Origin of the sequence: Nocardia otitidiscaviarum (assembly GCF_007362295.1) — a bacterium.
Classification (GTDB): domain Bacteria; phylum Actinomycetota; class Actinomycetes; order Mycobacteriales; family Mycobacteriaceae; genus Nocardia; species Nocardia otitidiscaviarum.
Window position 1 is genome coordinate 598292 of record NZ_CP041695.1, and the last position, 11767, is coordinate 610058.

The following is an 11767-nucleotide window of genomic DNA, read 5'->3' on the forward strand; positions in this document are numbered from 1 at the left end:
CGTTCGGCGAAGGGGAACTGGTGGCGGCATCGCCCGAGAAGGGACCGCCACCAGTTCCCCCTCGGTGGTATCGGCCCTTCACACTCGCCGGCACGCGTGCGCGACGGTCGACGGCTCTCGGCCGCGCGCTGAAGTCCCGGGGAGGCGGCACAGCACAGCGCCGGTCGGCCCGGCGGGTTGTCCGGGCGACCGGCGCTGGCGAGGGGTCTTCTACTTGGCCTGCACGGTGGCGATGCGGTTGGTCAGCATGGTGACGAACGGCGCACGCGCCTGGGTCTGCTGTTCGAAGGCGAGCAGCTGGGAGAGCTCCTCCACGCTGAGCATGCGCAGGCGGGCGCGCAGCTGTGCCAGCGTCATGTTCATGTAGTCGTAGCGGGAGGCGACTTCCGGCTCGACCGCCGCGAGACTGCCGTTGTGGCCATTGCCGGACGCGCTGGAAGTGCTTGCGGGGGTGCTGCTTTCGGCGGGAGCGGCCTCGGCGGGTTGCGGTGCGGCGGATTCGGGGTCGGCGGCCGGGGCCTCCTGCTCCTCGGCGACGACGGATTCCGGCTGGCTCGCGGGTGTTTCCGACACCAGGGCCTGCGGGGCCGAGACCGCGATCGGTTCCGGCTCCGGTGCGCCCGCGTCTTCGGGGCTGTACAGGTCGAAACGGCTCCTGCGTACCGGTTCCGCGGTGGTGCCGGGGAGTTGCGCGTCGTCGGCGTCCTCGTCGAAGGTGGCCCACTCGGGCTGTTCCTCGGGACGGTTCACGAAGCGGTCGAAAACCTCGTCGCCCTTGAGGGCGAGGCTGGTCACGAACTGCTGCACGTGCATGAAGTTCTGCAGCAGCTGGCTGACGGCGGTAATCGGGAGGTTGACCGCGGTATTCGGTAGCCGACGGGTTTCCTCGAGGGCATAGACGGCGGCCCCGGCGGCGACCCGGGCCAGGAAGGGAGGTCGAAACATGGTCCTAGCCTGCCCGAAACGGCGTGTGATGCAAAGGACGGAATTCGCCGGAAGTGATTATCGTCGCGCCTCCGACCCGATGCGGTTCATTCCGCACACGTATTCTGTGGGGCATGTCCTCGGCTATCCCATTGAACGTCGGAATCACCCGGTCGGCCGTCTCGGGTGCTGCCGACTCGCCGAAGCGGGTGCTGCTCGCCGAACCCCGTGGTTACTGCGCCGGTGTGGACCGCGCGGTGGAGACCGTGGAGAAGGCGCTCGAGAAGCACGGCGCGCCCATCTACGTCCGTAAGGAGATCGTGCACAACCGGCACGTCGTGGAGACGCTGCGGGAGCGCGGGGTGATCTTCGTCGACGAGACCGACGAGGTGCCCGAGGGGTCGGTGGTGGTGTTCTCCGCCCACGGCGTCTCGCCCATGGTGCACTCCTCCGCCGCCGAACGCAGCCTGCACACCATCGACGCCACCTGCCCGCTGGTGACCAAGGTGCACCAGGAGGCCAAACGCTTCGCCCGCGACGACTTCGACATCCTGCTCATCGGCCACGAGGGCCACGAGGAGGTGGAGGGCACCGCCGGTGAGGCCCCCGACCACGTCCAGCTCGTGGACGGCCCCGACGCGGTGGACAACGTCACCGTGCGCGACGAGAACAAGGTCATCTGGCTCTCCCAGACCACGCTGTCGGTGGACGAGACCATGGAGACCGTGCAGCGCCTGCGGGAGCGCTTCCCGAGCCTGCAGGATCCGCCCAGCGACGACATCTGCTACGCCACCCAGAACCGCCAGACCGCAGTCAAGGCCATGGCCCCGGAATGCGATCTGGTGATCGTGGTGGGTTCGCGCAACTCCTCCAACTCGGTGCGCCTGGTCGAGGTGGCGCTGGGCGCGGGCGCGCGGGCCGCGTACCTGGTCGACTACGCCCGCGAGGTGGACCCGGCCTGGCTGGAGGGCGTTCGCACCATCGGCATCACCTCGGGCGCGTCGGTCCCCGAGATCCTGGTCGAAGGCGTGCTGGAACTGCTGGCGGACCACGGTTTCGGCGATGTGCAGCCGGTGACCACCGCCAACGAGACCCTGGTCTTCGCCCTGCCCCGCGAACTGCGCGCCGCCCGCGCCTGACTGTGCTGCTTGCGGCTGACTGTGCCGCCTGTGGCTGACCGCGCAGCGTGCGCCTGACTGTGCTTGATCGCGCCGCCCGCCGTCCGGTGGCCAACCGTGCGCCCCGTGCGAACCGCACGGGGCGCACGGTTGTCCGTGGTTCATCCGTGGCGCATGCTGTTGTCGCAGGGGCTGAAACGGTTACCGGGGGTAGCAGGACCGCGACCACGCTTGGGCGCCGTGCGGCGGCGGGCCGAGTGTGCTGCGCACGGGTGGCGGGGCGATCGAGCGGGTCGCGCGTGTGCGGCGTGGATCGCGCGTGTGGCGTGGGCCGCGCGTGTGTGGAGTGGATCGCACGTGCGTGGGTGCGGCGAGCTGAGTGGGTCGCGCGTCCGTACCGCGTATGCAGTGGGGTCGAGCGGGGGCGTGTGCAAGCACCGGGTGCGGGCGTGGGGCGGGGCGGGTGTGCGTGGGGTCGGGTGGCTCAGCGTTCGATGCGGCCCGAATCGCGGTCGCGGTAGCGCACATTGGGGCGCGGGTGCGGGGGTACCTCGCCGCTCGCGGCGGCGCGGCGGCGCGGTGGCTGGTCGCCCCGGGGCTTGCGGGCCGCGGCGGCGGGGGGTGTGCGGTCGCCGGACCTGCGGTCGGCGGGGGGCGTGCGCTCACCGGCGGGCTTGCGGTCCACCGGGGTGCGTTTGCGGTCGGCGGCGGTGCGGTCGGAGCCGACGCGGGGTGGGCGTTCGGCCACGCGGCCGGTGGGTCGGCGGCCGCGGGATCCGGATTTCGGTGCGGGATCGTCGAATTCGGCATCGGCCGCGCGGGCGGCGCGGCTGCGTCGCCGGGCCGGGTCCTTCTCGCCGGTGCGAGAGCGGCGGGCACGTGTGGCACCGCCGGAACGCCCGCCGCGGGTCCGTGCGCGTGGCCGGTCGTCGCCGGGCATCCCCTCGTGCCGGTGCAGGTATATGCGTAGGCCCCCGATGGCCAAAACCAGCACGGTCGCCAGCGCCATGGTGGGGAAGCGGTTGACCAGCGGGATGGCCAGATTCAGCAGGATGTCCTTGAGCTTCAGGCTCCCGGCGTTGCCGAGCAGCTGCTGATAGGCCAGCGGCACCGCGAAGAACAACAGCAGCGGCGGCAGCACCAGCACCGTGAACAGACCCCGGTAGCGCACCGCCAGCACCGCCAGCACACAGCCCAGCACGTACAGCGACGAGAACGTCAACGTGAGCTCGGAACCCCCGCTGGCATCGATGAAGAAGCCCAGGAAGGTACAGGTCACCGCGATCAATACCGCCGCTCCGGCGGGGATGCCCGGCACCGTCGGCAGAATCGAACGGTGCGACACGGGCACCTCTGCTCGCTCGCTTGGGGTAACTGCCACGTCAAGCACACTAAAGCATGTAGCTATTCCGCGAGGGAGGCGACTCGAGCGGCTTGCCGAGTGCGCGTCACCCGCGCTGGTCGATACTGTCGGCATAACCGTCCGGCGCGTCGGTGAAACCCACCGCTCGCGGCCAATGGTCCACCCTGTCGATATCGGGCACGGGGGTCTCGGCGATTTCCAAATCGTGCAGTTTGCGCGCGGTCACCATGACCCGCGCCTCCACCGATGCCACGGCCTTGTTGAAGGCCATCACCGTTTTTCCGAGCTGTGCGCCCAGATCGTCCATATGCCGCCCCGCGACGCTCAACCGCGTGTACAGCTCGCGTCCGAGTTGATGCACCGTCGCCATATCGCGAGACAGCGCCTCCTGCCGCCAGCCGAGCGCCACCGTCCGCAGCAGGGCGACCAGGGTGGTCGGCGTAGCCAGGATCACATTCCGGCCGAAGGCGTATTCGAGCAGGCCCGAGTCGGTGGTGAGGGCCGCGTCGAGAAAGGGATCGCCGGGCACGAACAGCACCACGAATTCCGGTGACGGATCGAAGGCCCGCCAGTACTCCTTGTCGGCGAGTTGATCGATGTGCACGCGCAGCTGTTTGGCGTGCTGGGTCAGCTGCTGTTTCCGAATATGCGGATCCTCGGCGGCCGCGGCCTCCAGATAGGCGGTGCACGGCACCTTGGCGTCCACCACGATCTGCCGTCCGCCCGCCAGCCGCACCACCAGGTCGGGCCGGATCACGGTATCGCCGCGCCGGGTCACCTGGGTATCGAAGTCGCAATGCCGGGCCATTCCGGCCAATTCGACGACGCGTTCCAATTGGATCTCGCCCCAGCGGCCGCGCACCTGCGGCGCTTTGAGCGCTGCCACCAATTGACCGGTCTGGGTGGAGAGCTGATGCGAGGTGCGCTGCATTCCCGCGACCTGTTCGCGCAGTCCCGAATACGCGTTGATGCGGTTGTGCTCGACTTCCTGAATGTGGCGATTCAGATTCCCGACCGCTTCGCGCAGCGGTTCCACGAGGTTGCCGATGGCGTAGGACTGCCGTCGTGCCGCGTCCTCGCTGGCCGCGCTGAGCGACTGGCGTAGCAACCGCTCGTTGTCGTGCATGGCGGCGAGTCGCGCCTCGGCGGCCGCGGCGCGTTGACCCGCCCGCGCGGCGTGCGCGAGCCAGCCGACGGCCAGTCCGGCGAGGAACACCAACAGCAGCGCGAACAGCATCGGTGCGGTCATGCGCCTGATAGTGGCAGAGCCGCCTCCCCGTGACTTCAGCGGACGGCCGGGTGCCGCCGACTGTTATGCATCCGTGCCTGCGGTCATCAGTTGTCGTCTCGCAATCGCGGTGCAATACATCGGCGCGTTTCTCGCGACTCGCCCGGGTGGCCGTGAACCTGTCGGACGTCTCGCCTACGGTTTTGCGACATGCGGATACTGCACACCTCCGACTGGCATATCGGCCGCACCTTCCACGGTGTCGATCTGCTGGCCGATCAGGCGTGTTCGCTCGACGCCATGGCCGAGTTGGTGGCGGCGGAGGGGGTCGACGTGGTGGTCGTACCCGGTGACGTGTACGACCGTTCCATTCCGAGTGCCGACGCGATCGCGGTGTGCAATCGGGGATTCGAGGCCATGCGGGCGGCGGGGGCAACCATCGTGGCGACCTCGGGCAATCACGATTCACCCACCCGGTTGGGGGCGCTGGGGAGTTTCGCGGCGGCGGGCGGGCTGCATCTGCGGACCACCATCGCCGAGGTGGCGCGGCCGGTGGTGCTCGCCGACGCCCACGGTGACGTGGCTTTCTACGGTATCCCGTATCTGGAACCGGAGATCACCCGCGCCGAATTGGGCGTGCCGCAGGCGCGTTCGCACGCCGAGATTCTCGATGCGGCCATGCGGCGCATTCGCGACGATCTGGCTGGGCGCGCGGGCACGCGGTCGGTGGTGCTGGCACATGCCTTCGTGGTCGGCGGTGAGGCCACTGGCTCGGAACGGTCCATCGCGGTGGGCGGGGTGGAGACGGTGCCGCTGCGCGCCTTCGACGGCATCGACTATGTGGCGCTGGGTCATCTGCATTCGCCGCAGACGCTCTCGGATTCGGTGCGCTATTCCGGGTCGCCGCTGCCGTATTCGTTCGGGGAGCGCTCCCATCGCAAAGCGGTGTGGATCGTCGATCTGGACGCCGACGGGCTGGGCGAGGTGCGCCGCGTCGACCTGCCGGTGGTGCGCGGGCTGAGCCAATTGGCCGGAACTCTCGATGAACTGATCACCGAACCGGAGTTCGCCGCCGCCGAGAATGACTATGTGGCAGCGACTCTCACCGATCACGCCCGCCCGGTGGACGCACTGCGCAAACTGCGTACCCGATTCCCGCACGCCGTTCACGTGGAATGGATTCGGCCCGAGGGCAATCCGGAATTGCGCTACCGTGAGCGCGTGCAGGGACGCCGGGACATCGAGATCGCGCACAGCTTCCTCAGCGATGTCCGCGGAGAGCCCTCCGGCAGTGAGCTGCAGTGGGTGGAACGCGCCCTGGCCGCGGCCGTGCGGGAGCCGGAGCGGGAGTCGACGGCGGCGGAAGGACTGTTCGCGGAACCGGGCACCACGGAACTCACCGCATGAGGCTGCACCGCTTGGAGTTGACCGCCTTCGGTCCGTTCGCGGAGACCACCGTGGTCGATTTCGATGTGCTCGGGGCCGATGGGCTCTTCCTGCTGCACGGGCAGACGGGGGCGGGTAAGACCACGGTGCTCGACGCCATCGCGTTCGCGCTGTACGGCCGGGTGCCGGGGGCGCGGGGGGAGAGCAAACGGCTGCATTCCGATCACGCCGACGAGCAGACTCCGCCGCGAGTGGTGCTGGAGGCGACCCTCGGCGGGCGGCGGCTGCGGCTGACCCGGTCGCCGGAGTTCCAGCGGCCCAAGAAACGGGGCACCGGCTGGGTCACCGCACAGGCCAGTGCCACTCTGGAGTGGCTGGACGGGCGCGGGCTGAACCTGTCCCGCATCCCGGATATCGGCGACGAGGTCGTGCGCCTGCTCGGTATGAGCGCCGACCAGTTCTTCCAGGTGGTCCTGCTGCCACAGGGCGATTTCGCGCGTTTCCTGCGCGCCGACAACGAGGATCGCGAGAAGCTGCTCGAAAAGCTCTTCGACACCGAACGTTTCGGCACCGCCGAACAGTGGCTCATCGACAAGCGCCGCGCCTCCGCCGCCGAGCTCGACACCCGCCGCCAGAGCATCGACCGGCTGATCGCGCGGATCGGCGGCGCGGCGGGCCTGCCCGCCACCGAGACCGTCGGACCCCTCGAAGCCGTCGAATGGTCTCAGGACCTGCTGGCCACCGCCCGCGCCGCCCTCACCGCCACCGCCACCGACCTCGAACGCGGCGAGGCGGCCGCGACCCTGGCCCGCCGGACCGCCGAGGACCAGCGCCGCCTGCACGACCTGCACCGCCGCCTGACGGCCGCCCGCGACCGGCTCGACCGGTACGCCGCCGGAGCCGATCGCCGCACGCAGGCACAGGCCGAACTCGACCGGGCCCGCCGCGCCGAACCGGTCGCGGCCGCCCTCTCCGACGCCCGCGCCGCCGCCGTCGCCCTGCGCCGCCGCGAGGAGGCCACCGGCCGCGCCGCCGAAGAACTGGCCGCCCGCCTCATCGAACCCGGGAGCCTGGAGTTGCCCGGAACTTACTGGGCGGCAGCCGATCTCATGCGCGGAGAGCTGTCCGGAACCGATTTCGCCGATGACCTCGCCATGATCGAACCCATGGCCGAGGGGGGCGTCGGCGACTCGGAACCGCTCGCACCGGGTGCCGGCGACTCCGAACCGGTCGCGGGCACATCGGGCGAAGGAAGCGCGTCACCGAGCGATGGCCCCGGGCCGCTCGACCAGGCTGGTTCGCCGGGGCGCGCGAACGTGGCCGAATACGGGGGGATGCGAGGGCAGTCCGAAACGGCCGGAGACACCAGGACTGGGCTGGAGTCGGCCATTGCGCGCTGGACCGCGCAGATCGGCGCGCTGGACGAGGTGCGGGCGGATGCGGAGACGGCCAGGCGGCTGGCGGGGGAGATGACGCGGCTGCGGCGGGAGCAGGAGGAACTGGCGGGGCAGGCGGAGAAGCTGCGGCGGCTGCGGGCCGAGCTGCCGGAGTCGATCGCGTCGGTGGAGAGGCGGTTGCGTACGGCGGCCGATGCGGCGGCCGGGCTGCCGGTGCTGGAGGCCGACTGTGAGCGGTTGCGCACCGCCGCCAGCGCGGCACTCGAATTGGCCACGCGGCGTGGGGAACTGGCCCGTGCGCAGGCGGCGTTCGAATCTGCGCGCAGCGCGCACCTGGATGCCCGTGAACACACCCTGGCCCTGCGTGAGCGGCGTCTGGCGGGGATGGCGGCCGAGCTGGCGGAGGCACTGGCCGAGGGGCAGCCGTGCACCGTGTGCGGCTCCACGGACCACCCCGATCCCGCCCGCGCATCGGGCGCGCCGGTGTCGAAGGATGCCGAGGACAAGGCATTGCAGGCCGAACGGGTGGCCGAGGCGGCGCGCGAGCGGGCGCAGCGGCAGGTCGCCGACTTGGAGCGCGCCATCGAGGTGCTGGTGGAGCGCGGCGGCGACGCCGACAAGGCCGAACTGGCCGGTGCCCTGAACGCCGCCACCGAACGGTACGAGTCCGCGCGGCGGCTGGCCGAACGCGTCGAGACGCTGACGGCCGAGCTGACGCGGCTGCGCAGCGATGAGGCCCGCCTCCAGGACGAGTTGCGGGACTGCGAAACCCGCACCGGTGCGACGACGGAGCGGATCGTGGCCACCGACCGTCGCCTCGCCGAACTCACCGAACGCCTGCGCACCGCCGCCGGTGCGGACGGCACCGTGGAGCGCCGCCGCGCCCGTCTGCGCAACCTCGTCGACGACGCCACCGCCGTGCGGTCCGCGCGCGCGGAGGCGGCGTCGGCCCGCGATCAGGTCGCGGCAGCGGCGCTGCGCGTCGAAACTCTCTCCCGCGACGCCGGTTTGGTGGAGTCGGTTGTTCCGGTCATGCGCGCCGACGGCAGCGGCCCCGACTACAGCGTGCTCGCCGACTACGCCCGCGTGGTGGACGCCGCCGCCCGCACCGCACAGCAGCAGGCCGACCTCGAGGACGAACTCGTCGCGGCCGACCGCGCTCGCGCCAGCGCCGAATCGGTGCTCGCCGAACCGGAGGTCCGCGCCGCCGCGACCGCCGCGTTGGGCGATCTCGAGCAGTTGGAAGAGGCCGCGGCACAGGCACAGTCGCAGCTCAAGGACGCCGTGGCCGCACACGCGGACGCCACCCGGCGGGTCGAACAGCTCGAGGAACTGTGCGGCCAGCTCTGGGCGGCCGTGGACCGGATCGCCCCGTTACAGTGCGCCCACGAGGAGCTCTCGGGCCTGGCCGATGTGGTGGCGGGTCGCGGGGAGAACAACCGCAAGATGTCGCTGCGCTCCTATGTGCTCGCCGCCCGGCTCGAGGAGGTGGCGCTCGCCGGTTCCGTGCGGCTGCGCCGAATGTCCGGGGGCCGTTACGAATTCGTCCACTCCGATGCCGCCGGTCCGCGTGGCCGCCGTGGCGGTCTGGGCCTGGACATCCGCGACGACTACACCGGAGCCATCCGCCCCGCCAAAACCCTCTCCGGCGGTGAGACCTTCATGGCCTCGCTGTCCCTGGCGCTGGGCCTCGCCGATGTGGTGGCCGCCGAATCCGGCGGTCTGGTCCTCGACACCCTTTTCATCGACGAGGGTTTCGGCAGCCTGGACGCCGACACCCTGGACGCCGTCATGGGCGTGCTCGACGAGCTCCGCTCCGGCGGCCGCGTGGTCGGCGTGGTCAGCCACGTCGACGAAATGCGCCAGCGCATCCCCAGCCGCCTGCACGTGGTCCGCGGCCGCACCGGCTCGTACCTGGAAACCAACGTGGCATAACGGTTTCCGGCAGACACGGCACCGGCTCGGCCTGATCCGTCGCAAGCCCGGTCGGCAGCGGATCGCGCTCGATCGGTTGCGCTGCGGGCTCGGTCGGCTGCGCTGCGTGCGGACTGCGTCGTCAGTTCGTCGCGGCGCTCTCGTGAGCCAGCAGCCAGCGCTTGATATCGAGCCCCCACCGGAATCCGCCCAGGGTGCCGTCGGTGCGGATGATGCGGTGGCAGGGGACGAACAGGGCCGCCGCATTGCGGGCGCAGGCGTTGGCGGCGGCACGGGTGGCGGCCGGGCGGCCGGATACGGTGGCGTATTCGGTGTAGGTGACCGGGTTTCCGGCGGGGATCTTGCGCAGGATGTCCCAGGCGTGCGTGAGGAACGGTCCGGATGTCTGGCGCACGCGCACGGTGTCGATGGCGAGCAGATCGCCGTCGTGGTACGCCTCCACGGCCGCGGTCACGGCCCCGAGCGAGTGACGTCGCCGCAGCGTGCCGGGTCGCAGCGCGGGGTGGATGACCCCGCGCAGCTGTTCGATGTCGCCGGTCCAGCCGGAGGCGAGTACCGCGCCGTCGCCGTCGACCACGGCGGTGAACGGCCCGATCGGTGTGGCGACGGTGGCGAAATCGGCTGTCCGCGAGTCTGTTCCGGTCGTGGACCGGGGGCGGTCGGCGGTGGTCACAGTGCGGTTCTCGCTTTCCGGGCGCGGGTCGCGCCGTCGGGGGCGGCGGCCGGATTGGCCAGGGCGTGCTTCCACAGGTGCATGGAGAGGTAGGACCGCCAGGGCGCGAAGCGGCCGGTATCGGTGAGGTCGAGTCCGAGCAGGTTCGCGCCGCGGCGCACCACCAGATCGGTGTGCAGCAGGATGTCCGGGTCGGCGAGCAGGCGCATGGTCACATAATCGGCCGTCCACGGGCCGACCCCCTCCAGTGCGAGCAGGTCGCGGCGCACGTCGGCGGCGGTGCGTCCCGCGTGCAGGACGAGGTCGCCGGAGGCCAGCGCCCGCGCCGCGCCCACGATGGCGGCGGTGCGCCGGACCGGGCCGGTCAACACCTCCGCACCCCGTTCGGCGACGGCCGCGGGTGTCGGAAACAGGTACGGCACCGGACCGGGAGCCGGGTCGCCGAGCGCCGTCACCAGCCGCGCGGTGTGCGTATTGGCGGCGGCCACCGAGATCTGCTGCCCGATCATGGTGCGCAGCAACAGTTCCGGGCCGTCCAGGCAGCCGGGCACCCGAATGCCGGGACCGAGCGGCAGGCCCGATCCGGCGGCGAGTGCCTCGTCGATACCGACCGGATCGGCGTCGAGATCGAGCAGATGCCGCAGCCGGGCCACCGTCGGCGCTAGATCGCGCATATCGTGCAACGACAGCGCCGCCCGCACATGTCCCTCTCGCACGCTCAGCCGTACGGTGGCATGCCCGTGCGGGGTGCGCAGGGTGCGGGTGTAGACACCGTCCTCCCACAGTTCCAGTCCGGGGGTGGCGTGCGCGGACAGGAACCATTCCAGCCACGTCCGGTCCAGCGGTTCCCGGTAGGGCAGCCGCAGGGTCAGCGACCCGTTGGTCGCGGCCACCGCATCGATGTTGCGCCGCACCTCCTCGCGTAGTCGGGTGGGGCTGACGGCGAAGACTTCCCGCACGGTGTCGTTGAACTGGCGGATGCTGGCGAACCCGGCCGCGAAGGCGATATCCGACATGGACAGCTGGGTGGTCTGGATCAGCAGCCGCGCGGTGTGCGCACGGTGCGCACGCGCCAAAGCCAATGGGCCAGCGCCCAGCTCGGACGTCAGCACACGGGTCAGCTGCCGCTGGGAATAGCCGAGGGAGTCGGCCAGCGCGGGCACTCCGCCGCGTTCCACCACACCGTCGGCGATGAGCCGCATGGCGCGAGCGGCCAAGTCGGCCCGGGTGTTCCACAGCGGAGAGCCCGGTGCGGCATCGGGCAGGCAGCGGCGGCAGGCGCGGAATCCGCACTGCTGCGCGGCCGCCGCGGTGGGCAGGAAGGTGACGTTGGTGCGTTTCGGCGTTATGGCCGGACACGATGGGCGGCAATAGATTCCGGTGGTCCGCACGGCGGTGAAGAACTGCCCGTCGAAGCGGGCGTCCCGGGTCGCGACAGCGCGGTAGCACCGTTCGAAGTCCAGTCCGGTTGCACTCACGCACATCACCCTCCCAGGCGGGGCGGATATCCGCTAGCGGAAATCCGCCATTATCCCCCGGCGGTCAGCAACAGCGGGTGCCGGGATTGCGGTCGGCGGCCGCGTGCCGTTGCCGCCAGTACTCGGCCTCGCTGGGAACCTCCTGGTCGGGGTGGTTCCGCCGCAGGTGCTGCACATAGCGGGCGTAGTCGTTGCCGCCGAGTATCGAATTGAACCACCAGAGGAACCCGCGGACGGCCCGAATCAACGCGCGAACCGCCGACCC

The 11767-nt window shown here is 70.8% G+C and carries 9 protein-coding genes; 3 read left to right on the plus strand and 6 right to left on the minus strand.

Translation table 11 applies throughout. The features are described 5' to 3' along the window. Positions 1-210: 210 nt before the first annotated feature. Complete coding sequence (locus FOH10_RS02550) at positions 211-945, minus strand: lipid droplet-associated protein (RefSeq protein ID WP_039817015.1); 735 nt, start codon at positions 943-945, stop codon at positions 211-213. 113 nt (positions 946-1058) lie between these two features. Between FOH10_RS02550 and FOH10_RS02555 the strand changes: the two genes are divergently transcribed. Further along, positions 1059-2063 (plus strand): 4-hydroxy-3-methylbut-2-enyl diphosphate reductase, encoded by a 1005-nt coding sequence (locus FOH10_RS02555; protein ID WP_039817014.1) that lies wholly within the window; start codon positions 1059-1061, stop codon positions 2061-2063. A gap of 463 nt (positions 2064-2526) precedes the next feature. On the opposite strand, the gene FOH10_RS02560 is transcribed toward FOH10_RS02555, so the two are convergent. Next, the gene (locus tag FOH10_RS02560) at positions 2527-3423 is read right to left on the minus strand and encodes a DUF6542 domain-containing protein (protein ID WP_186000690.1); all 897 of its coding nucleotides are present in this window, start codon (positions 3421-3423) and stop codon (positions 2527-2529) included. A gap of 67 nt (positions 3424-3490) precedes the next feature. Then, positions 3491-4654: a DNA recombination protein RmuC gene (locus FOH10_RS02565; protein WP_039817011.1), complete on the minus strand. Its 1164-nt coding sequence runs from the start codon at positions 4652-4654 to the stop codon at positions 3491-3493. 189 nt (positions 4655-4843) lie between these two features. Here FOH10_RS02565 and FOH10_RS02570 point away from each other — a divergent pair, with 189 nt between their 5' ends. Beyond that, on the plus strand, positions 4844-6040 hold the full coding sequence (locus tag FOH10_RS02570) for an exonuclease SbcCD subunit D (RefSeq protein ID WP_143979481.1): 1197 nt from the start codon (positions 4844-4846) through the stop codon (positions 6038-6040). Beyond that, the gene (locus tag FOH10_RS36030; protein ID WP_143979482.1) at positions 6037-9351 is read left to right on the plus strand and encodes an AAA family ATPase; all 3315 of its coding nucleotides are present in this window, start codon (positions 6037-6039) and stop codon (positions 9349-9351) included. The genes FOH10_RS02570 and FOH10_RS36030 overlap by 4 nt, the downstream gene beginning before the upstream one ends. Before the next feature lie 121 nt (positions 9352-9472). On the opposite strand, the gene FOH10_RS02580 is transcribed toward FOH10_RS36030, so the two are convergent. From FOH10_RS02580 to FOH10_RS02590, 3 genes are read right to left on the minus strand one after another with little or no spacing between them, the layout of a single operon-like run. After that, positions 9473-10024: a methylated-DNA--[protein]-cysteine S-methyltransferase gene (locus FOH10_RS02580; RefSeq protein ID WP_143979483.1), complete on the minus strand. Its 552-nt coding sequence runs from the start codon at positions 10022-10024 to the stop codon at positions 9473-9475. Further along, on the minus strand, positions 10021-11508 hold the full coding sequence (locus FOH10_RS02585; protein WP_143979484.1) for an AlkA N-terminal domain-containing protein: 1488 nt from the start codon (positions 11506-11508) through the stop codon (positions 10021-10023). Before FOH10_RS02585 ends, FOH10_RS02580 begins: the two co-directional genes overlap by 4 nt. A gap of 58 nt (positions 11509-11566) precedes the next feature. Continuing rightward, a complete protein-coding gene (locus FOH10_RS02590; RefSeq protein ID WP_029931389.1) occupies positions 11567-11746 on the minus strand; it encodes a YbdD/YjiX family protein in 180 nt (59 codons plus the stop codon). Positions 11747-11767 lie beyond the last annotated feature (21 nt).

Coding starts and splice junctions, on each gene's coding strand:
- FOH10_RS02550 (WP_039817015.1), bottom strand. CDS start 945: ATGTTTCGACCTCCCTTCCTGGCCCGGGTCGCCGCCGGGGCCGCCGTC.
- FOH10_RS02555 (WP_039817014.1), top strand. CDS start 1,059: ATGTCCTCGGCTATCCCATTGAACGTCGGAATCACCCGGTCGGCCGTC.
- FOH10_RS02565 (WP_039817011.1), bottom strand. CDS start 4,654: ATGACCGCACCGATGCTGTTCGCGCTGCTGTTGGTGTTCCTCGCCGGA.
- FOH10_RS02570 (WP_143979481.1), top strand. CDS start 4,844: ATGCGGATACTGCACACCTCCGACTGGCATATCGGCCGCACCTTCCAC.
- FOH10_RS36030 (WP_143979482.1), top strand. CDS start 6,037: ATGAGGCTGCACCGCTTGGAGTTGACCGCCTTCGGTCCGTTCGCGGAG.
- FOH10_RS02585 (WP_143979484.1), bottom strand. CDS start 11,508: ATGTGCGTGAGTGCAACCGGACTGGACTTCGAACGGTGCTACCGCGCT.